Source organism: Aestuariirhabdus haliotis (genome assembly GCF_023509475.1).
Classification (GTDB): domain Bacteria; phylum Pseudomonadota; class Gammaproteobacteria; order Pseudomonadales; family Aestuariirhabdaceae; genus Aestuariirhabdus; species Aestuariirhabdus haliotis.
This window is the reverse complement of the sequence record NZ_JAKSDZ010000035.1, coordinates 1-21,973: the sequence shown is the minus strand read 5'-3', so window position 1 is coordinate 21,973 and position 21,973 is coordinate 1. Positions and strand designations below refer to the sequence as shown.

18 protein-coding genes are annotated in these 21,973 nt (G+C 50.4%); 15 read left to right on the top strand and 3 right to left on the bottom strand.

The genetic code is table 11. The features are described 5' to 3' along the window. Positions 1-63: 63 nt before the first annotated feature. The gene (locus tag MIB40_RS15270) at positions 64-1,086 is read left to right on the top strand and encodes an AraC family transcriptional regulator (RefSeq protein WP_249696020.1); all 1,023 of its coding nucleotides are present in this window, start codon (positions 64-66) and stop codon (positions 1,084-1,086) included. A 109-nt stretch (positions 1,087-1,195) separates the two neighbouring features. Here the strand turns inward: MIB40_RS15270 and MIB40_RS15265 are convergent, their stop codons facing one another. Beyond that, positions 1,196-2,461: an esterase-like activity of phytase family protein gene (locus MIB40_RS15265; RefSeq protein ID WP_249696017.1), complete on the bottom strand. Its 1,266-nt coding sequence runs from the start codon at positions 2,459-2,461 to the stop codon at positions 1,196-1,198. A 437-nt stretch (positions 2,462-2,898) separates the two neighbouring features. Here MIB40_RS15265 and MIB40_RS15260 point away from each other — a divergent pair, with 437 nt between their 5' ends. From MIB40_RS15260 to MIB40_RS15250, 3 genes are all read left to right on the top strand, one after another. After that, the gene (locus tag MIB40_RS15260) at positions 2,899-4,281 is read left to right on the top strand and encodes a substrate-binding domain-containing protein (RefSeq protein WP_249696015.1); all 1,383 of its coding nucleotides are present in this window, start codon (positions 2,899-2,901) and stop codon (positions 4,279-4,281) included. 321 nt (positions 4,282-4,602) lie between these two features. Continuing rightward, positions 4,603-5,187, top strand: a complete 585-nt coding sequence (locus tag MIB40_RS15255; RefSeq protein WP_249696013.1) for a cytochrome c oxidase subunit 3 — start codon at positions 4,603-4,605, stop codon at positions 5,185-5,187. A 60-nt stretch (positions 5,188-5,247) separates the two neighbouring features. Then, on the top strand, positions 5,248-5,568 hold the full coding sequence (locus tag MIB40_RS15250; protein WP_249696011.1) for a cytochrome C oxidase subunit IV family protein: 321 nt from the start codon (positions 5,248-5,250) through the stop codon (positions 5,566-5,568). A gap of 72 nt (positions 5,569-5,640) precedes the next feature. Here MIB40_RS15250 and MIB40_RS15245 read toward each other — a convergent pair whose 3' ends face one another. After that, positions 5,641-7,314, bottom strand: a complete 1,674-nt coding sequence (locus MIB40_RS15245; RefSeq protein ID WP_249696008.1) for a methyl-accepting chemotaxis protein — start codon at positions 7,312-7,314, stop codon at positions 5,641-5,643. A gap of 913 nt (positions 7,315-8,227) precedes the next feature. On the opposite strand from MIB40_RS15245, the gene MIB40_RS15240 reads away from it, so the two are divergent. From MIB40_RS15240 to MIB40_RS15200, 9 genes are all read left to right on the top strand, one after another. Beyond that, on the top strand, positions 8,228-9,856 hold the full coding sequence (locus tag MIB40_RS15240) for a cytochrome D1 domain-containing protein (protein WP_249696006.1): 1,629 nt from the start codon (positions 8,228-8,230) through the stop codon (positions 9,854-9,856). A 111-nt stretch (positions 9,857-9,967) separates the two neighbouring features. After that, on the top strand, positions 9,968-11,713 hold the full coding sequence (locus MIB40_RS15235) for a NapC/NirT family cytochrome c (RefSeq protein WP_249696004.1): 1,746 nt from the start codon (positions 9,968-9,970) through the stop codon (positions 11,711-11,713). Between the two features lie 23 nt (positions 11,714-11,736). Beyond that, the gene (locus tag MIB40_RS15230) at positions 11,737-12,363 is read left to right on the top strand and encodes a c-type cytochrome (protein ID WP_249696003.1); all 627 of its coding nucleotides are present in this window, start codon (positions 11,737-11,739) and stop codon (positions 12,361-12,363) included. Beyond that, positions 12,353-13,558, top strand: coding sequence for a cytochrome D1 domain-containing protein (locus MIB40_RS15225; RefSeq protein ID WP_319941681.1), 1,206 nt, complete (start codon positions 12,353-12,355; stop codon positions 13,556-13,558). The genes MIB40_RS15230 and MIB40_RS15225 overlap by 11 nt, the downstream gene beginning before the upstream one ends. Positions 13,559-13,593: 35 nt before the next feature. Then, positions 13,594-14,787 carry a siroheme decarboxylase subunit beta gene (ahbB, locus tag MIB40_RS15220; protein ID WP_249696001.1) on the top strand — a complete coding sequence of 398 codons (1,194 nt, stop codon included), beginning with the start codon at positions 13,594-13,596 and terminating at the stop codon, positions 14,785-14,787. Between the two features lie 8 nt (positions 14,788-14,795). Beyond that, complete coding sequence (gene ahbB, locus MIB40_RS15215; RefSeq protein ID WP_249695998.1) at positions 14,796-15,815, top strand: siroheme decarboxylase subunit beta; 1,020 nt, start codon at positions 14,796-14,798, stop codon at positions 15,813-15,815. Between the two features lie 2 nt (positions 15,816-15,817). Then, on the top strand, positions 15,818-17,068 hold the full coding sequence (gene nirJ / locus MIB40_RS15210; protein WP_249695997.1) for a heme d1 biosynthesis radical SAM protein NirJ: 1,251 nt from the start codon (positions 15,818-15,820) through the stop codon (positions 17,066-17,068). Positions 17,069-17,096: 28 nt separating this feature from the next. Then, entirely contained in the window at positions 17,097-17,963 is an 867-nt protein-coding gene (cobA, locus tag MIB40_RS15205; protein WP_249695995.1) for a uroporphyrinogen-III C-methyltransferase, read from the top strand. Positions 17,964-18,023: 60 nt separating this feature from the next. Then, positions 18,024-19,595: a cytochrome D1 domain-containing protein gene (locus tag MIB40_RS15200; RefSeq protein WP_249695993.1), complete on the top strand. Its 1,572-nt coding sequence runs from the start codon at positions 18,024-18,026 to the stop codon at positions 19,593-19,595. A 9-nt stretch (positions 19,596-19,604) separates the two neighbouring features. Here the strand turns inward: MIB40_RS15200 and MIB40_RS15195 are convergent, their stop codons facing one another. Next, positions 19,605-20,438, bottom strand: a complete 834-nt coding sequence (locus tag MIB40_RS15195; protein ID WP_249695991.1) for a PaaX family transcriptional regulator C-terminal domain-containing protein — start codon at positions 20,436-20,438, stop codon at positions 19,605-19,607. A 112-nt stretch (positions 20,439-20,550) separates the two neighbouring features. Between MIB40_RS15195 and MIB40_RS15190 the strand changes: the two genes are divergently transcribed. Together MIB40_RS15190 and MIB40_RS15185 are read left to right on the top strand one after the other, a co-directional pair. Continuing rightward, positions 20,551-21,465 carry a crotonase/enoyl-CoA hydratase family protein gene (locus MIB40_RS15190; protein ID WP_249695989.1) on the top strand — a complete coding sequence of 305 codons (915 nt, stop codon included), beginning with the start codon at positions 20,551-20,553 and terminating at the stop codon, positions 21,463-21,465. Positions 21,466-21,722: 257 nt separating this feature from the next. Further along, the coding region (locus MIB40_RS15185; protein ID WP_249695988.1) for a hypothetical protein at positions 21,723-21,973 on the top strand (251 nt) is incomplete at its 3' end.

The window sequence follows — 21,973 nt, the reverse complement described above, 5'->3', positions numbered from 1 at the left end:
TTATCACGACAGGGTTGGCTGTATAGGCCTTTATACTGATGACCCTTGGCTTAGGAGCCGCCAGTGCCTGAGGATGTGCATACCGGAGCCCCGGACGAATTTGTTGTGGGGGCCTATATTCAGCCAACCATCGAGGCCTTCTTGCAACAAGGAGGACGTTTAAGTGCGCTGGCATCGGCCATCGGGAAAAGTGACTTGTGGTTATACAAACCGCCCATCCGGATCAATATCGCCGACTACTTTGCACTGCTTCAAACTGCCAGTGAGCTCTGTCAGGATCCCTATTTAGGGTTGCGCAGTGGCCAGTTGGCCGATCTGAACAGCTTTGACGTACTCGGTGATGCGATTGCTGTGGCGAAAACTCTGGCGGAAGCCCTGCAGCAAGTCATGCTCCTTGAGCGTCTGGTTCACCGACTGGGGGAGTCGAGCATCCAGTTGGAGGACAATAATTTACGCCTGTTATGGCGCTCTCGTTTTCGATCGCATCCGGTTAACCGGCTGGTTTGTGAAAATGTACTTTCGGGCATTATCCAGCTTGCCCAGCGTTTGGCAGGCCGCTCCATTCCCGTATTGGAAATGACCTTTGAGCATCGACAACCCGATCAATATCGGCGCGATTATTATCAGGTGCTGTGCCAGGGAGAATGTCGTTTTGACCAGCCCCATAACAGTTTGCTGATCGCCGCCGATGTATTGGCCTGGCCATTGCGGTCTTCTCTTGTCCAGCCCACAAGGATGGCTGGGCAACCGGTGACCGAGCAGCTGGCGGAACTGTTGGCTCAACGCCTTATGCATCATCCCAGGCTGGCGCAGATGGCCGCTATCATGGGGATGTCGGAACGCAGTCTGCAGCGTGCGTTGAGAAAGGAAGAGCAAAACTTTCAGGGTGTTCTGGCACAGGTACGCTTGCGTCAGGCCTGCGATTATCTGGAATATTCGACCATGAGCCTGATTCAAATCAGTCAGATGTTGGGCTTTCGTGAGCAAAGCTCTTTTAATCATTTCCTGGTAGCGCAAACCGGGCAGAGTCCCAAGCAATTTCGTCAGCAGGCCAGAAACGTCAATAGTCCGAGCGCCAGCACCTGACTCAGTCGCTCAGGTTAGCGAATATAGGGGACAGTGTTCACGGGAAACAGGGGAACCTGTTCCCGGGGTGAAATGCCCCCGGAAACGATCATCAGAAACCGTCTGGGTTTCAGTAGAGCTTGCTATCGAGTTGGATCATATACAAACGATTGCTATCGACTGAATCGTCGGCAGGCAGTCTCTTCTGAATGACTTCTCCGCCGTTTGCCGATACGGCAAAGTCGTCGTCATTGAGAAGGCCGACGGTTGTGCTGTTGCGAATCCAGATGCCCTCCAGCTTGTCGTGGGGATACTGAATGTCGTTGAGCACATCAGCAACCAGGGTCTTGGTAACCGGCTGAATATTGGCCGAAGCCAGCTCAGCCCAGCTGTTTTGTTCCAGAGTGCGCTCGTTGATCCGTAAACCCTGTGGATCTGAGAAGTCACCGGATACATCGCTGGCGGTGCGCAAGTCAATCTTGTACAGGCGTTTGTATTGGGCATTACTGCCATAAAACCCACCATCGCGTTCAATCACCAGAAATTCTGTGTTCGAGATGGCCGCAATTTCGGAATTGGACAGGCTGTTGGCTTCTTGTCGATACAGGTATTGGTGGGTTTCACCGGTAGCAATATCGAAGGTCAGGATGCGAGTCAGATTCTTATTGCTGATGGCACTTTTGGAGGGGTTAAACAGCGTGGATTGCATAATTCCGACCAGTGTTTTCTCATCCGGGGTAATAGCCAGACCTTCCATGCCGCGGTTTGCGCGGCGATTGGCAAGCACCGCCGGCAATTTACGGCCACCAGTCCCCGTACCGAAGGGATTAATACGCTCCAGCTCAACACCAGCGGCGTTGTAATGAACGATGTGGGGGCCGTATTCATCGCTGACCCAGAAACTGCCATCTTTCAAGGCTACCAGGCCTTCGGAATCCAGCCCGAACGGGTCTGTCTTCAGAACCTTGCCGTTATTGTCATAGGGTACCTCACCGGTGGAGCCCATGCCGGCGGGGTTAGGCAGACCGGTAATCCGGTTGCCCTGGCTGTCCTTGAGTTGAATTTCGCGGATCATCTCGACAGAACCCTCTTTATTCAATCGGTATTCGGAGATTTTTGGCGTGTAAGCGGGCATGGGAAATTTTTTCCCTTTGCCTTGCGGGCCTGTGTATTTGGCATTAGGGCCGCGATCGGTCAGGGCATAAAAACGGTCTGGATGGTTTGGATGCGCGGTCATGGCAGAACCAAAACCACCATTGCGAATTTCGGTGCCGTTATCCAATTGCTCCAGTACCGAGAAAGGTAACATCGAGGGCGATAGCCCGGTTGAGTTATCAGCACAAAGGGTGGAGCTGATCATTAACGTTATCAGGCTCAAGCGTTGGAGCGTATGCATGGGGGAATCTCAATGATAAGTGAGACCCATTATTCTATGGGTTGGTTATGACAAAGAAATGAAAAAGGTGCAAGGATAATGGGTTGTTTGATGCACCAATGCCCCATTTAAGGTTGCGACCTTGAAACGGTCATAGTCGCGAATAAGTAACGCCTGACCCGGTTGGAACACAGGCCTGCTAGACAAATAATCCAGCACTGCCCAGAGTCTTATAAATGCGCTTTATCTTATGAGTTATTGCTATTGAGATTTGGAGTGAATGCGGTAAATACCGATTGAATTTAACAAAAATGTAACATACCCTGCGCGCCGCTTAGGATTCATGTCCTTGAGTAGATATTTTTTGGTAGAGAAGAGCGGACCTTTTCAGACAAACGCCCCGCCATTAATCAATGGAAGTAGATTATTTGATAACAAGCTGTAGTAAAGGGGTTTTAATGAAAAGCACAAGTTGTACTCTCTTCACGATTAAGCAGGGATTCACCCGGTTATTGGCTGTGGGCCATGTGGCCTTGCTGTTGGCCTGCGGTCAAGCCTTCGCTGTAACGAGCGATGCGGATGCAGCGGTCGATACCTGGATCAATATGCAGGGATCGAGCACCATTGGTAAGCAATTAACACCGAAAATGGCTCACGCCTATCTCGAAACCAAAGGCATTACGGATATTGCCGTATCGGTTGACGAAAAACAGCACACGACCGTCATTAAAGGCTACGATGCCAAAAGCGATCGTTTCGTGCAGGTTCGTATTGCCTCTAAAGGCTCCAGCTCTGGCTTCGCCGGTTTGCAAAAAGGCAACGCGGATATTGCGGCATCTTCCCGACCCATTAAAGCCAGCGAGGCTGATGAGCTAAAAGCCTTGGGCAATATGACCGCATCAAGTTCGGAGCATGTGATCGCGGTTGACGGCCTGTCCATTATTGTTCACCCGTCCAATCCTGTGGTATCGCTGACTACGGAACAACTGAAAAAAATATTCAATGGTTCTATCAAGAACTGGTCCCAGGTCGGTGGTGTTAAGGGCAAGATCAGTGTGTTCGCCCGAAACGATGGCTCAGGTACCATGGATACCTTTAACAAGCTGGTGCTGGGCAAAGGTGGCAAGTTGGCCAAGAGCGCCAAGCGTCAGGACTCTAACGAAAAGCTCTCGGCGGCCGTTCAGGCAGACGCCCTGGCAATTGGTTTTGTCGGTTTGAGCTCTGTAGGTGACAGCAAAGCGGTTGCCATTGCCGCGGACGAGGAGGTGCAAGCGATGTACCCAAACCGTCTCACCCTGGCCACAGAAGATTACCCTTTGGCTCGTCGACTTTATCTCTACACGCCGAAGGAAAAGAGCCAGCCGGTGAATGAGTTTATTCAATTTGTTCAGCAGCAACAGGCTCAAAAACTGGTTGATGCCACTGGTTATGTATCGCAAAACATCGAGCGCTTTGAGCTGGAAATAGCAGATGACCTGCCCGATTACTATCGCGAAGCGGTGAGTGGTGCCGATCGTTTGTCACTGAATTTCCGGTTTGCCGAAGGCAAAGCCAAGCTAGACAGCAAGGCGCTGGAAGATATCAAGCGTTTGGCCAGCTATATGAGTGCCCCTGAAAACAAGCAGTCCAAGCTGATTCTGGTGGGTTCTTCCGATCCGAGTAACACGGCAGTGCTGATCTCCAAGTTGCGTGCCAAGAAAGTACGTACCGAGTTGGTCAAGCAGGGTGTGGCCAAGAGCCGCATTGAAATGGTTGCTAATGGCGCACTGATGCAGGTAGCGGGTAATGATTCTCTCTCAAGTCGTATTAAGAATCGACGAGTGGAAGCCTGGTTGCGTTAATACTGCCATTCTTGAGTGCTGAATCTACCGGCACTTTAAAGCCACTATTGCTGATTGGTAATAGTGGTTTTTTTGTATCTGCTCTATGCTCGGGAGGAGTGGGTTGTACCCGTTGATCTGGAGACTCGGGTGATGTGTTCTTGTGACCAACACTGATAGATTGATTGTATTGTCGTAATAGGATGAAAACCGATCTTCAGGCTGATTGCTAATCAGTAGGTATCGTGGCATTTTTTTACGAATTGATTCTGGTCAGTCGTGTTCCAGGAGACACTGGGTACTATTGTCAGTCTTGGTCGTGAAGGTTTCAGGAGAACCTCGATGTCCCATTCTTTAACTTCCCCGCGGACAGTGCATCCCTTACCCGGGGATCTGGTGGTATGGATATTCATACTGGCTGAGTTGACGGTCTTCTCGATCTTCTTTATTGCTTACGCGTTTGTGCGTCTGAATCACCCCGATCTGTTTGCCCAGGGCTTTGCTCATCTGAATAGAACCGCTGGTGCCATCAACACGCTGGCACTTATTACCAGCAGTTACTTCGTAGTGCGAGCCGTGATCGATATCCATCAGGATAACCCTAAAGGCTGCTCGAGATGGTTGAACCGAGCCATCCTTATGGGGGCAATCTATGTGGTGGTCAAACTCTGGGAATATTATGAGGCATTTTCAGCAGGGTACGGTCTCAGCACAAATGCATTCTATATGTTTTATTTTTTACTGACGTTCTTCCATTTTTTCCACGTATTGCTGGGTTTGCTGGTACTGATATTGATTTCAAGGAATGCGCGACGGGGACGTTATCAGGGAGAGGGAGTCGTGGTCGTGGAAAGTGGTGCTTGTTACTGGCACATGATTGATTTGCTATGGATTATTCTATTCCCGCTGGTTTATGTACTGAACTGACAGATATTGCATTGGTTGGTTGATGGTAAAGAAAGCGGCGCAAAGTGAGAGGCAATCAGAATGAGCAGTCAGGTAGAGTCTAAAAGTAATGAACTTGGGGAACCAAAATCGACGGCAAGGTCTCAAGTCGTACAGGTCACCCGGGTATGGTGTTTCCTGATGTTGGCAACCCTGTTTGCGTTCGCTATCGGTGGTGCGGGGTCCATGGGGATTTGGGGTGCGCTGGTAACAGTTGGCTTACTGATAGCCAAAAGTCAGCTGATTGTTGATTACTTTATGGAGTTGCGTTCTGTACCCAGGCCCTGGAGATTATTGATGTCCGGGTATTCTGTCATTATTGGTAGCCTGATTTTGCTAGCCTATTGGTTGGGGTTGAGCTAACAGAGATACCCGTCGGGGTATCTCTGTTTACTGGTGTTGCCTTAAAGAACGTGCCGCCAGCTTCTGGACTTTTTATAGTTTGAATCGACTTAATTCGGAGTTAAGTTGCTGCATCTCAGACCTTATCTGGTCAAATTCGGCGGTGATGCTGTTAATTAACTCTAGTGACTCAATCGTTTGGTCCCTTAAGTCCACGACGCTCTGATCCATCTCCTCGGAGACGCTGTGCTGCTCCTCCATCGCTGCGGCGGTGCTGTCTACCGCATTCATCACGTTTGCTTCCAGCTTGATAGCTTCTTCGAGCTGGTTATAGACTTCACGAATGCCGTCGCTGGCTTCCAGGCTGGAATCGCAGCCCTCTTTCACACTGGCTTCGGCTTCTTCAGACTTGCTCTGCAGTAAGGTCACGGTCTCCTGTATTTCGGAAATTGACTCCTGTGTGCGATGCGCCAGCCCCCGTACCTCGTCAGCAACCACGGCAAAGCCTCGGCCCTGTTCTCCGGCGCGTGCGGCTTCAATCGCCGCATTCAAGGCCAGAAGATTGGTTTGCTCGGAGATGGATTTGATCACATCCAGTACGGTGCCAATCTGATCGCTTTGATCCCTCAAGCTTGAAATAACCGTCGCGGTATCGCTCATTCTGCCGTTCAGCTGCTGAATGGTCTCCACACTGGTGTTCATGCTTTTGCTGGATTCATGCAGGCGCTCATTACTCTGTTTAGTGTCCGCTGAGGCCAGCTCTGTGTTGTGAGCTATCTCTTTTATGCTACTCGACATCTCAGTAATTGCACTGGCAATAAAGTGAGTTTTGCCTTCCAGCGTGTTCATCTTGTCAGCAATGTTCTGGGTAGAGTTGTGAGCATGCGTGGTAGATTTTTCCACGCTGTGAGTACGCTCTATTACCCCCTCGATAATATTTTTAAAGGTGCCCAGGAAGCGATTAAAATTAGCCGCAACACGTCCCAGTTCGTCGTTAGCTCCCGTGTCGAGTTCGGTGGTTAAATCACCTTCACCACTGGCCAATTCGGAGATTGCTGACTCCAGGGAATGCACTCGGTTGAGTACTACACGGCGGAACAGGTAGGCCATTGCTGCCGCAATCAAAGCCATCATAAGCAAAGTTGACAGGCTTATTACATTACGGGTTTCTGTAGAAAGTGCCTGAATGTCGGCAAGGGGTTTTACGACTTCGAGTACACCTCGTACATCACCCAGTTTCCAGTCGTTTTTTGGCGTGTCAGGGTGGTTGTTGTGACAAACGACGCAGGCATCGGCTTGCATGGTATCCGCTACCGCAATGCGCAAAAAGGGACTGCCATTTCGATTCACCTCTTCAATAAAAACCGACTCAGGATCTTTGGACAGTGATTGCCAGGCACGAGATTGAAAATTATCCAATTGGCGGCTTTTTCGATTGGGAAACGGGAAAGGACTGTAGAGTGATATTTCGGTCCCCGTCGAAGCCATAAGTTCGCTGAGTTCATGAATCATGGTGGCCGGTAAGGGGATGGATTCTCTTTTGTCCTTGTGCTCGACGGTGGGGCTCATTCCAAAAGCACTGGCTTTGCTAATGACGTTTTTTGTGTAATAGCCCCGTAATACCTTGAACTGATTAACGGTTTGTTTGGCATCATTAACCGTCGCCTTGATCATAGACTTCTCTGTCAACATCGGAATCAGGAGAGCGATAAGAATAGAGGTGATAAGAAGCAATCCACCAATAGGTAATAAGAATTTTTTTAACATGGTTGTTGTCCTGGTCCATAGGCTACATGTTTTATCGTGTCATTCGATCGTATGATATTGGACGATCCGTATCCTTAATCTTAAGCAATACCACTGCAAAGAATGGCTGAGAATAGTAAAAGATTTCCTCAATTGGTATCAGTAAAGCCGTAGCTGTCGGTCGGTTTGATCGTAAAAACAGTAATAGGCAAGGCACTTTTTATATCGACCGATTCACTGGGTTCTTTAGTCTGGTCGAAGGTTGGCGCATGATTCTTCCAACAATCAGATCGTTAAAAAAGACTTATCGTACTGCCGGTACAAAGACTCTGAATCAGAGGTGCCCTAGTTGTTATTTCGCGCTATCCATTTCTACATAGTGTAAATGAGAGTGATTCGCACTTTCTCTTCGATGGAAAGTGAACAAATTGCTGTGTTCTTACGCCCTTTTGGAATATTGGTGATCAGAACATAGGCCACGACAGCCCACCTGATTGGAAGCAGAATTTGATAGAAACTCGCTTATCGGGTTTTGATAAACGCGTCACTATGAAGCCTAACCGCTAGAAATAGCAGGCTTTTTTCAAGACACGGCTATTGTTTGATTTCAAATGAATCAGTTGTTGATAATTATCAACGACTCGTCGGTGTTGATTGCTTATGATTTCAATGGTGACGAAGATTTGTTTTTGAGGCTACTTGACTTGATCACAATCAATTGTATGTAACAACAAAGGTCCTACACTAAACGGGGTATTGCTATGGACACGGTACTTCGGAGAATTTGGTTTTGTCTCTCTTATGGATAGATAAAGCGATTGTAAGCTCAGCGTGAACCGCGGTATCGAGTACTGGTGAGTACTTGGCAGGGGGAGCAAATTTAAGGGGCTCTCTAGATTATAAGGTGAGGAAACACAGCAGGAGTTCGCAAACGATGAATAAGACCAAAGTAGCATTGTCAGCACTGGCTCTGGCAATGGGGGTAGGCATGGGAGGCGCAGCTAATGCAGCCACCAATACGCCACCAACATTGACTCCGGAGGAGTTTGATCAAGCCAAATCGATGTATTTCCAGCGTTGCGCCGGTTGTCACGGTGTTTTACGTAAAGGTGCAACAGGCAAGAGCCTGATGCCTGAGGAAACATTGAAGAAAGGCACCAAGCGCCTGTCTCGAATCATCGAGTTGGGTACCGAAGGCGGCATGAACAACTTCGATGATATCTTCAGCAAAGAAGAGATCGATCTGCTCGCCAAATACATTCAGCTGGAACCTCCAGTGCCGCCAGAGATGTCTCTGGCAATGATGAAAGAACGCACAAAGACCTATGTTGAGCCCAAAGATTACCCAACCAAGCCTATGCATGGTCGCAATTGGGAGAACTTCTTTGTTGTAATCGAGCGTGACGCCGGTTTGGCTGCGATCGTCGATGGTGACAAGCATGAAATCGTTGCCCACATCGATACCGGCTATGCGGTACACGTCATCAAGGGTACTGAGCACCATAAAGTTGATGAAGCAAAAGACGTTGGTCGCTTCTGGTACACCATTGGCCGTGATGGCAAGGTGAACAAGATTGACCTGTGGCAGACGCCAGACAAGATGTTGGTCGCCGAAACTCAGATGGCCTATGACGCGCGTGATATCGCCGTATCCGGTGATGGTAAATACGTCATTGCTGGCGGCTACTGGCCACCACATTTCGTTATCATGGATGCAGAAACACTTGAGCCTCTGAAAGTGGTTTCATCTCGCGGTATCAACGTTGATGGTGAATACGTTGAGGAATCTCGTGTAGCGGCAATCTACACCACTCCTAATGAGCCAACCTGGATCGTAGCGATCAAAGAGTTGGGTCAAATGTGGCAGGTAGATTACAGCGACATCGACAACCTGCGTATCGATCAGATGGACACTGCCAAGTTCCTGCATGATGGCTTCTTCGACCCCACCGGTCGTTACTTCCAGATTGCTGCGAACGCCTCTAACAAGATGGTTGTGGTCGACACTAAAGAGCGCAAGTTAGAGAAGATGATCGATGTGGCTTCACTGCCTCACCCTGGCCCTGGTGCCAACTGGGTTGATAAAGAGTGTGGTCCTGTAGGCGGTACTACTCACCTGGGTATCGGTGAAGTATCTGTCTGGGGTAACGATCCAATGGGTAACCCTGACCAGGCCTGGAAGCTGTGCTACACCGTTGAAACCGATGGTGCTGGTGTCTTCATCCGTACTCACCCGACCTCACAGTATGTTTGGGCTGACCAGCTGAAGCATCCTGAGCCAGAGATTCAGCAAAGTGTTCAAGTGTTCGATAAGGATACGCGTGAGATCGTCAAGACCATTCGTGTAACCGAAGAGCCAGGTAAAGCTGCGCTGCACATGGAGTTCAACCAGGACGGTACTGAAGTTTGGGTATCAGTCTGGAACCGTAGCGATAACAAGAACCCCACAGGTGAAATCGTGGTTTATGATGCGAAAACTCTCGAAGAGAAAACTCGTATCAAAGGCCTGACGACACCAACCGGTAAGTTCAATGTCTATAACCGAGCCAATCATAAGACGTAATGGCTAGGTAAGCAGTAGGAAGGGGTATTTTGAGGATTGAAATACCCCTTCATTTTAAGTCCCACCCAAGTAAGACATTATAAAAACACAGAACGCCGGGGAGCCTCTTCGATGAGTATTGCGGAAACTATTAAAAGCTTAATGTCACGTCCCTTATTTATGGGTGCCACGGTAGCAGCAGCGCTGGTGTTTATGCTCGTGGGGGTAATATTTTGGGGCGGTTTTAATACCGCAATGGAAGCAACGAACACGCTCAAGTTCTGTATCAGTTGCCACGAAATGGAAGAGAATGTTTATCAGGAGTATAAGCAAACAGTCCATTACTCCAATGGTAGCGGTGTTCGTGCCACCTGTTCTGATTGTCATGTACCCGACCCCTGGGTCTACAAAATTGTCCGTAAGATCAAGGCCTCTAACGAGGTGTTGCACTGGGCATTGGGTACGATTGATACCCCTGAAAAATTTGATGCCAAGCGTTTAACATTGGCAAAAAATGTTTGGGGCGAAATGAAGAGTACAGATTCCAGAGAATGCAGAAACTGTCACGACTTCACAACTATGCAGCCGGAAAATCAAAAACCCCGTGCTCGCAAACAGCATTTAAATGCGATGCAGGCAGGTAATACCTGCATCGATTGTCACAAGGGTATTGCACACAAATCGGTGCATGACCAGTTGACCGATGAAGAGATGGACCTGTTGACCCAGCCCGATCCGGATTTGGCGATCGGTATTCCTCCACATTGGCAGGCATTCCTGGACAAGGAAGCCGAGGAGAAAGCTGAGAAGAAGCGCCAAGCGGCGGAAGAAGCCAGGAAAGCGGCAGAGCTGGCCGCTGAAGAAGCCAAGAAAGCCGCTGAGGTAGCCGCGCAACTGGCCAAATCACAAGAGCAGAAACCATCCGCCGAGGCTGCCAAAGCGCCATCCGGTAGTGCACCGAAAGCCGCAAAATCAGCCATTAACTGGGCCGCCATTCCGGCTCGTGATATGCGCGTGTTTTATCCTGGACAATCCTCCATGGAATGGGTGCTGGGTCGTAAACATGGCGGCAAGCGTTCCTTCACAAAAGGTGATCGCTGCGTCGATTGTCACGAAGAAGAGACCATGGATATTGGCGACAAAATCGTTACTGGCGAAAAGCTGGAAGATCAGATTATTCCAGGTAAGCGCGGCAGTATTGCGGTAGCGGTCAAGGCGGCTAATGATGGCAAAAACCTCTACTTGCAGTTCTCCTGGGAAGACACCGAGCATCAGCCCGCACCCTTTGCTGACGGTGGCAAGATGGACCCTGAAAACTCTATGAAACTGGCCTTTATGCTGGCCACGGATGAGGTCGAATATGCCGACCGAGCCGGATGCTGGGGCACCTGTCATGCGGATCTAAACGGTATGCCGTTTGCGCCAGAGGGGCAGGACGTAACCAAGTACATTAAGGAAAGTCGCACCAAGATTGAACTCAAGGGGCGTAACAAGAAGCCTCTGGGTGGCTGGGACAAGCGCAAGCCCGATGAAGAGATTAACGCGGAGTTTCTGTCACAGCATTTCATGGATATCGTGCGCTATAACTCCGGCAGTCAGCAGGTCGAAGACGGCAATATCCTGGCCGACCGCTTGATGAATGAAGGCGTGATCAGTCAAGCGACAGCAACCAAGCAAGGTAATCTCTGGGTCGTTGAGTTCAAACGTCCACTGGAGACGGATGAAGCCGGCAATATCACGTTGAGCCTGGATCAAGTCTACAACTTCGGTTTCGCCATTCACGATGACTACAGTGACGGTCGTTTCCACCATGTTTCTCTGGGCTACAAGCTGGGTTTTGACAACAGCGATGTCGAGATTAACGCCGTAACACAGTAAACCCATAGCCGGGGAGGGGTGCCATGCTAGGTCGGTATTTCACTATAGCAGTCGTATTGGCCGGTTATCTGGCCGCCAGTGTCATAAGCACTACGGCATACGCTGATACCGTTGAAGTCAGTATCTATAAGAGGCGCTTTACTCCCCAGCATATTACGGTCAATAAGGGTGATACGGTGGTATGGATCAATCGCGAAAAGCGCCAGTACCACAGCGTTTGGTTTAAAGAGCAGGGTGAGCCCGAACCCGATTATTTTTTCCCGGATGAAAGCTTCCAGAAAGTCTTTAATGAAGAGGGTACCTTTCCTTACGAATGTGGTCCCCATCCTGATATGACCGGCTCGGTAACCGTACGCTCACCAGATCAGCAAAGTCATTCGCAAATCGATGATGCCCGGCAACAAGAGCTGACCTATCTGGTCAAGCAAGATTGCGGGTCTTGCCATGGCATGTTGCTAAAAGGCGGCTTGGGGCCGGCCATTTTGCCCGATAACCTTAGAAACTATTCGGTGGATGATTTGACCGTAGTCATTCTTTATGGGCGTCCTACGACTCCCATGCCGCCCTGGAAAGGTATTTTGTCTGAAATGGATGCACGCTGGATTGCCAATCAATTAAAAGCCGGGGAGATCGTAACTAATGAACCATAAAGCCTTGTTGTTGGCCGCATTAACTACAGTGCTTGGGGCTTGCAGTTCGTTTTCACCAGAGCCTTTACGGGCAACGGGGGACATGGGCGTTATCATCGAGCGTGCCACGGGCAGTGTGCAGATCATCAATACCAGCGATAAGGCGCCTATCGGGCAGGTGAACGATTTGGGGGACCTGTCCCATGCCTCCATTGTATTCTCGCGCGATGAACGTTTTGCTTACGTGTTCGGTCGTGATGGCGGGCTCAGTAAAATTGACATGCTGACCCAGAGTATTGACCAACGCATTATTCAGTCGGGCAATAGTATCGGTGGTGCCATAAGTCAGGACGGCAGCTTGGTAGCTGTGTCTAACTACAGCCCGGGTGGAGTGAAAGTTTTTGACAGTGAAACCCTGGAGCTAGTGGCCGATATTCCTGCCAGTCAGGTGTTTGATCCGCGCAGCAAAGCCAAAAAAGGTTCCAAAGTCGTTGGCCTGGTGGATGCCCCCGGTCAAAAATTTGTGTTCAGTTTGTTCGATAGCGATGAAATCTGGATTGCCGATTTCTCGGCAGGCAAAGAGCAGGCACCGAAGCTGACCAAGTTTGATCAGGTCGGCCGTCAGCCCTACGATGCGCTGATATCATCAGATGGCCGCTATTATATCGCCGGTTTGTTTGGTGAAGACGGTATGGCCCTGGTGGATCTTTGGCACCCCGAAAAAGGCAGCAAAAAAATCCTGCCCAACTACGGCAAAGGTGAGAAGAAACTTCCGGTCTACAAAATGCCCCACCTCGAAGGTTGGGCAATAGCCGGTAATTACGCCTTTGTTCCGGCGGTGGGGCAGCATAAAGTACTGGTGATTGACCTGAATAGCTGGCAACAGGTTGGCAGTATTGATGTGCATGGCCAACCTGTTTTTGTCATGGCCCGTCCTGATGGTCGACAGGTCTGGGTTAACTTCGCTTTTCCCAACAACGATACTCTGCAAGTGATCGATGTCGAAGCCCAACAGGTTGCGCATACCCTGGTACCAGGTAAAGGGGTGTTGCATATGGAATTTACGCCACGGGGTGAACATCTATGGGTTTCCGTCCGTGATTTGAATCGAGTCAATATTTACGACACCACTACCTTTGAGGTGCTCGAGCAATTTTCAGCAGAAAGCCCCAGCGGCATTTTCTTCACTTCTCGAGCTCATCGAATAGGACTTTAGTGAATTGAAGAGTGAATAGACAGGAAGGCAGGCGTATGAATTGCGAAACGAAAATCGTCAATGACAAGGCCACTGAAGATCCGTGTCTGGATGAATTGACCAGCCGTTTGCTGGCGCGTTATCAGCGTGGCTTTCCCCTCGATCCCCGGCCATTCAGGATCATGGCCAAAGAACTTGACTGCAGCGAATCAGATCTGGTGGCCAAACTGCAAGCATTGAAAAATGAAGACGTGGTGACGCGTGTTGGCCCGGTCTTCGAACACAGCCGTGCAGGTGCCAGTTTGCTGGCCGCGGTGAGTGTGCCTGCCGAGCGTGTCGAGCAGGTTGCAGAGCAAATTAATAGTTACCCAGAGGTGAATCATAACTACGGCCGTGAGCACAGCTATAACCTCTGGTTTGTGGTGACTGCGCCTTCGAAAACGCATCTAAATCAGGTTCTGGAGCGCATGGAATCTGAAATTGGTTTTCTGATTTTACGTTTGCCGATGAAGAAACCCTATCACATTGATTTGGGTTTCCATGTTGGTACCGATCGTACAAAGGGCAGACGTTTCAGTCATTCCCCGGTGCCTTCCAGGCAGGCTCCTAAAATCCTGGACGTGGATGATGTCAGATTGCAGGCTTCACTCGATACCGACAATCAGCAACGACTGCGCGCGGTTATTCAGGATGGTCTGCCAATTACCGCAAAGCCATTCGCAACCCTGGCAAAAATGCTGGGGATTGATGATGAGTATGCCGTGATCAATACCATTCGTGATTGGCTCGATAGCGGCTTGATCAAGCGTTTGGGGTTAGTCAGTAATCATCACCGTCTGGGTTTTACTCAAAATGCCATGGTGGTCTGGGATGTGTCAGAACAGAAGGTCGATGTAATTGGAGAACGTTTCAAGGAATCCGGTCTGGTCAGCTTGTGTTATCAACGCAAACGGCACTTGCCGCATTGGCCCTACAATTTTTATTGCATGATCCACAGTCGAGATCGAGAAAGTGTCGCCCAGGATATTGAACGGCTTGTTAAGCTCGGAGAACTGGAGTCGACACCCAAAGCTGTGCTGTTCAGTACTCGCCAGTATAAGCAAAAGGGTGGTTTGTATACCTTGGCTCCGGAACAGGATAGCGCGTCGACCAAGCTGGTTGATGCCAGGATTGAGGATCTTCCACACCTGATGAGCTGCCCATTGCTGGAACGCGCGGGACAACCTGTTAATCGAATGGGAGCGGTCTGATGGAAGCCATGGATCAGAAGATAATAGACAAGCTGCAATACGGATTTCCAGTATGCGAATACCCTTTCGCCGTGGTTGCCAAAGATCTTGGCATAACAGAAAGCAGCCTGATTGATCGAATCGATACCCTGTTAAAGGAAAAAGTTCTGACCCGGTTTGGTCCTATGTATCACGCCGAGCGCATGGGCGGAGCACTGTCCCTGGCGGCGATGTCCATCCCTGAACAAGACTTCGATCAGGTGACAGAGATCGTCAATGCGTTTCCGGAAATTGCTCATAATTACCAGCGAGACCATCAATTGAATATGTGGTTTGTGCTGGCCACCGAAGAGCAAGAGCAGCTTGAGAAAACGATAGAGCGTATCGAACAGCAAAGCGGTTACCCGGTGTACAACATGCCCAAGCTGGAAGAGTTCTATGTCGGATTCTATCTTGATCTGTCAGAAAAACAGGCTGATACCAAACCCAATGTGAGTGTCAGGCCTGACCGACCCACACGTGACTTGACCGAGATGGATCGGGAGCTGGTCACCTTGAGTCAGGAAGGTCTGGCATTGGTGCCGCGCCCTTACCACAAGCTGGCAGAAGCCATGGGTACCAGCTCTGAAGAGGTTATGGTGCGCATGGAAAGCATGCTGGCCTGCGGCATTATTCGTCGTATTGCGGCTGTGCCCAATCATTACAAGCTGGGCTATACCGCCAATGGCATGACCGTCTGGGATGTCCCGGATGAAAAAATACGCGAGCTGGGCACCAAAGTGGGTGCCTTGCCCAGTGTGACTCATTGTTATCATCGACCCCGGCATCTACCCGACTGGAGCTATAACCTGTTTGCGATGGTTCACGGGAAAAACAAGTCAGACGTGGCAGAAGATATCGAGCAGATAAAGCAGCTGCTCGGTGATGACCTACGTGCGTGTGATGTTCTATACAGCACCAGGATTCTCAAGAAGAAAGGTTTGCGGATTGCCCGTTCGGTTCCGGTTGAATCTTCAGAGAAACCCAATGCAAGAGTTGAGGCGACCTAACGATGTTTCGTATCAGTCAATATATGAAGATCCTTCATGATCAAACCCCGGTCGGTCCGCATCGCCAGCCACCGGGTCCGGTTGTGATCTGGAATCTGATTCGCCGATGTAACCTGACCTGCAAGCACTGTTATTCGATTTCAGCAGATACCCATTTTCCCGGTGAGCTTACCACCGAGGAAGTCTTTACTGTAATGGATGATCTGAAAAGCTTTCGTGTGCCGGTATTGATTCTGTCTGGAGGGGAACCTCTGCTCAGACCCGACATTTTTGAGATCGGCAAGCGGGCCAAAGCCATGGGCTTTTATGTTGGCTTGTCGAGTAATGGCACCCTGATTGATCAGGACAACATTAAACAGATTGCCGAGGTAGGGTTTGATTATGTCGGCATCAGCATCGATGGCCTGCGGGATTACAACGACGAATTTCGCCAGATGCAGGGTGGATTTGATGCGGCTTTAAATGGAATCAGACTCTGCCGCGAACATGGCATTAAGGCCGGGTGGCGTTTTACCCTGACCGAGGAGAACAGCAAGGATTTACCCGCACTGCTCGACATCATGGACGACCACGGGGTCGAAAAGTTTTACCTGTCGCATTTGAATTATTCCGGCCGAGGCAAGCGCAATCGCAAGGGCGATGCCTATTTTCGTACGACACGAGAAGCCATGGACCTGTTGTTTGATCGGGCCTGGGATGATGTGTGTGCTGGCAAGCACACGGAATACGTTACCGGCAACAACGATGCCGATGGTGTTTATCTGCTGCATTGGGCTGAGCGCAAGTTCCCTGATCGTGTAGCTTTATTGCGAGCGCATCTGGACCGATGGGGCGGTAATTCTTCCGGGGTTAATATCTCCAATATCGATAATCTGGGGAATGTGCATCCAGACACCTTCTGGTGGAATCACCATCTGGGTAATGTCAAAGAGCGACCGTTTTCCGATATTTGGAAAAATACCGATGATGAATTAATGCTCGGGTTAAGACAGAAGCCGCGCGCCGTTAAGGGGCGTTGTGCAGACTGTACTTATCTGTCGGTTTGCGGTGGCAATACCCGGGTACGTGCATTCAGTTTCGATGGTGATCACTGGGGGGAAGACCCCGGTTGCTATCTGGAAAATCAGGAAGTGGGCTTACCCGAAGACTATGGCCAGGCGGGGGACAGCGATACGATCAATACGTCATTGCTGTTAAATCCGGTGGAAAAAGCGGGACAGCAGTCGAGCGTAAGCCGCTCAGACGTGCAGTGAGCCAGGAATTGAATAGACGGGGTAGAGTATGACCAAGCAGGTTAAGAGGTTTCAACCCAAAGCCTTGTTGGCAAAAGGCCAGGATAATCGTCGGGCGTTTCTGCCGGGTGAAGTGGTATTGATCGGAGCGGGTCCCGGAGACCCGGAGTTGTTGACTGTCCGGGCGCATAAACTGATTCAGCAAGCGGATTGCGTGGTTTATGACCGCCTGGTGAGTCAGGAAATCATGGATCTGGTGTCCGATTCTGCCGAGTGCATCTACGTCGGTAAAGAGGTGGATCAGCATACCTTGCCTCAGGATCAGATCAATCAACTGATCGTTGACAAGGCTATGGATGGTAAGAAAGTGGCGCGTATAAAAGGGGGCGACCCTTTTATTTTTGGCCGCGGCGGGGAAGAAGTTCAGGAGCTGTTAAAAGCCGGTGTGCCTTGCCGAGTGGTGCCTGGGGTTACTGCTGCTTCTGGTTGCACAACCTATGCGGGTATTCCACTGACCCATCGCGACTTTGTCCACGGTTGCACCTTTATTACCGGGCATTTAAAAGACGATAAGCTCGACCTTCCCTGGCAGGCCCTGGCCCGAGAAGACCATACGCTGGTGGTTTATATGGGCATTAAAACAGCGCCGGTGTTGTCCCGGGAACTCACCCAACATGGGTTGCCGGGTAGTACGCCGGTGGCCTTGATTCGCCACGGTACCACCGAACGACACCAGACCTATAAAACCACTTTGGAAGCCTTGCCCGAATTTGTTCAGGCACAAAAAATCAAACCCCCAACCCTGATCGTTATTGGTAAGGTGATTAATGCCCTGGAGCAGGAATCGGAGCCTTCAGAAGAGACGTCGTTAGATGATGCCGAGGCTGTGTCGCACTGGCAACAAAGAGCCGTGTAGAATCAGAGGTTGTGCGGTCGCCAGACGGTTGGCGGTAACAGGTGTGAGTGAGGGGTTATCTTGAACACAAACAAGTGGATGTTGGGCGCAGCGTTGACGCTGTCCTTGAATAGCTTGCCTGCCAATGCAGAGCAATCATCGACGGACGTCGATGCCAAAACCGTCTTTATGCAGCACTGTGCCAGCTGTCATGGGGCGCAACGCACCGGTGGTATCGGTCCCGCGCTGCTGCCGGAAAACCTTTCCCGGCTGCGTAAAAACAAAGCCCTGGATGTGATCCGCAACGGCCGCGTAGCCACCCAGATGCCAGCTTTTTCCCAGCAGTTGGACGAGGCCCAAATTGCCGCGCTGGCCGATCTGATCTATACCCCTCTGGCGAACACGCCGAAATGGGAGTTACCCCAGATCCAGGCGTCGCAAAAACTGTTTTATCAGGCGGGTGAACTGGGCGATAAACCGGTATTTGATGCTGACTTGATGAATCTGTTTATCGTGGTGGAGCTCGGGGATCATCACGCAACCTTATTGGATGGCGACAAGTTTGAGCCTATTCACCGGTTTAAAACTCACTTTGCCCTGCATGGTGGGCCCAAGTATTCTCCGGACGGCCGTTATGTCTATTTTGCCTCGCGTGATGGTTGGATCAGCAAGTTCGATATCTACAATCTGAAAACGGTCGCGGAGGTGCGTGCCGGAATCAATACTCGTAACCTGGCGGTGTCCAGTGATGGTCGATACGCGATAGCGGCTAACTATCTGCCCAATAATCTGGTGATTCTGGATACCGCCGATCTGTCGCCAATCAAGGTGATCGATGTGGTTGACCAAACCGGCAAACATTCGCGGGTAAGCGCGGTTTACAATGCGCCGCCGAGAAATAGTTTCGTGGCCGCCCTGAAGGACATCAAAGAAGTCTGGGAAATCAATTATGAGGACGAACCTCCTGCTGGCTTTGCTGGCTGGGAGCACAATTACAATAAGGAATCGGGCGATGTGGTGGTACCTGAACCATTCCCGATTCGTAAAATTGAGGTCTCGACCTATCTGGATGACTTCTTTTTTAATCAGGATTACAGCCTGCTGTTTGGTGCTTCCCGAGAAGGTGAGGGCGTGATTCTGTCTCTGGATGCCCGTCGTGAAATTGGCGAGTTGGATGTGCCCGGAATGCCTCACCTGGGTTCGGGCATCACCTGGGATTACCAGGGCAAAGAGGTGATGGCTACACCCAACCTGAAATCGGGTACCGTCAGTATCATCGATATGGAGAGCTGGGAAACCATCAAGCACATCAAAACCAAAGGCCCGGGTTTTTTTATGCGCAGCCATGAAAAGACGCCCTATGCCTGGGTAGACGTGTTCTTTGGTCCCAACAAGGATTTAATGCATGTGATTGATAAGTCCACGTTGGAAATTGTCAAAACTCTCAAGCCGGTACCCGGTAAAACAGCGGCTCATATCGAGTTCACCAAGGATGGTCGCTATGCCTTGATGAGCATTTGGGATGTGGACGGAGCATTGATCGTTTACGATGCCGAAACCCTTGAAGAGGTAAAGCGCTTGCCGATGGTTAAGCCCTCCGGAAAATATAACGTGTTTAACAAAACCACCTACTCACGCGGCACCAGCCATTAGTCTGAGTGGTTATTGTAAAAAGTTAAGGTGAGCGGGGGGCGATGCATCCATCAGCCCTTGTTCCGCCATCTTTTCATACCAGATCGCCTTACCCAGTTGGTCGTATTCGCGCATGGCATCGGTCAGTGTGGCGCGACGCTGGGAATCCACCATCTCTTCGGGCAGTAGCGGGTCGATAGCCAGGGTGTTGACAACCTGGCTGCCCAGTACGAAGGATTCAACTACCGCCTGATCCAGCGGCATTTTCTTGATCGCGTTTTTGCTGGTTTCCAGCTCATCGAGCAGCTGTTTGTACTTCTGTTGGTACTGTTCGATCGGCCAGAGCGTATCGCGCCAATACTGTTCCCGTTCACTACTTGCCTCAGAGACTACGAATAACTCGGCGCTTTCGATCAGGCCCAGTTGCAACAAGTGATCGAAAATGATTTGCCGGGATTCCACAAGGTTGTATGGACGAACCCACATAGAGCTGTTTGAGGCTTTAAAGCCCATATAGGACAGCGCCCTGAGGGTATCTTTATGACTGGCAATGGCTTTTTTACCTGGCAGGCACAGCAATAACCAGCTGCGATTCCAGGGGCGCCTGCGGTCCTCACCCAAATGCCAGCGATCGATCCACAGTGACATAAGGTTATTTTTCCCACTGGCGCGATAGTACCCCCGTTCATCCTGTTCCAGCGCGCCGTCGCTCAATAAGCGAGTGACATTAACCCGCATCAGGTTTGAACTAAAACCGAACAGCGCCCCTAGGTGGATAATGACCTTGATGGGCATCGCTTTGAGATTGCCGGTGTGCAGAATTCCCAGCAGCAAATTCTTGGGGCTAACTTTGAAGTCGTTCATGGCCTATTTATTACGAAGATTTGCAAATTATGAATTTTATGTAATATCTTAAATATTACATAAAAAATCAAACAATAATCTTAATGTAATATTCTTGAGTGAGGAGATGGCGGTGGAACTAAAGACAATGACCTATCAGGTTGATGGACCTGTTGCTCGTATTACCTTGAATCGCCCCGAGCGCGGTAACGGGATCACCATGGACTTACCTCGAGAGCTGGTGCACTGCGTCGAGCAAGCCGATATCAACCCCGGGGTGCATGTGATTGCGTTAAGTGGCAACGGGAACGGTTTTTGTGGCGGTTACGACCTGGTGGAATCGGCGGAGCAGACCAGAGGGTTTGCGGCGCAGGGGACCGAAAATACTGTGTTGTCAGAAGAGTGCCAGGGGAAAAATCATGACCCCAGGAATACCTGGGACCCGATGCTGGATTACCAGATGATGTCGCGCAATGTAAAAGGCTTTATGAGTCTGTTTCACGCCGATAAGCCAGTGATTTGTAAGGTGCATGGCTTCTGTGTGGCGGGGGGCACCGATATGGCGTTGTGCAGCGATATGCTGGTTATCGAAGATAAGGCCAAAATTGGCTATCCCCCCGCACGTGTATGGGGAAGCCCGACCACCTCGTTATGGGCCTATCGTGTCGGCGTGATGCGAGCCAAGCGTCTGCTGTTTACCGGCGATTGCTTAACGGGTGACGAAGCACTGGAGTGGGGCCTGGCGATAGACTCGGTACCACGAAGTGAGCTGGATGAAGTGTTTGAATCGTTGATCCAACGGGTCGCTATGATGCCCATCAACCAGCTGATTATGATGAAAAAACTACTGAATCAGCATATCGAAAACCAGGGGTTATCCGGCACCCAATTGATTGGAACTCTGTTCGACGGTATTACCCGACATACCCCCGAAGGTTATGCGTTTCAGAAACTGGCGACGGAACAGGGCTTTATGAATGCGGTACGTAGCCGTGACGAGCCCTATGGCGATTTTGGTTTGGTCAGTTCAAAAGTGACTCGATCATAACGGATTTAAAAACCAACTCTTGCGGGTCAATGCTTTGTATTGGTGGGCGCGGGAATGATTCGCAGCTGTGCTGCTCACCCCTCACAGGTTCGGGGCCGCCGTGGCAGGCTTCGGCGTTGTCTCGCCGCGATGCGGCTCGGCTGAACCCGCTACGCGGGTAGGCTCAGTCAACCAAGCGACTAATAAAAAAAACCAACCCTTGCGGATTGAGATTTTGTATTGGTGTGAGCTTAAGGGCGCGGGATTGATTCGCAGCTGTGCTGCTCACCACTCACAGGTTCGGGGCCACCGTCGCAGGCTTCGGCGTTGTCTCGCCGCGATACGGCTCGGCTGAACCCGCTACGCGGGTAGGCTCCGTCAACCAGGCGACCAATAAAAAACCCCAACCCTTGGAGATTGAGGTTTTGTATTGGTGTGAGCTTAAGGGCGCGGGAATGATTCGCAGCAGTGCTGCTCACCCCTCACAGGTTCGGGGCCGCCGTCGCAGGCTTCGGCGTTGTCTCGCCGC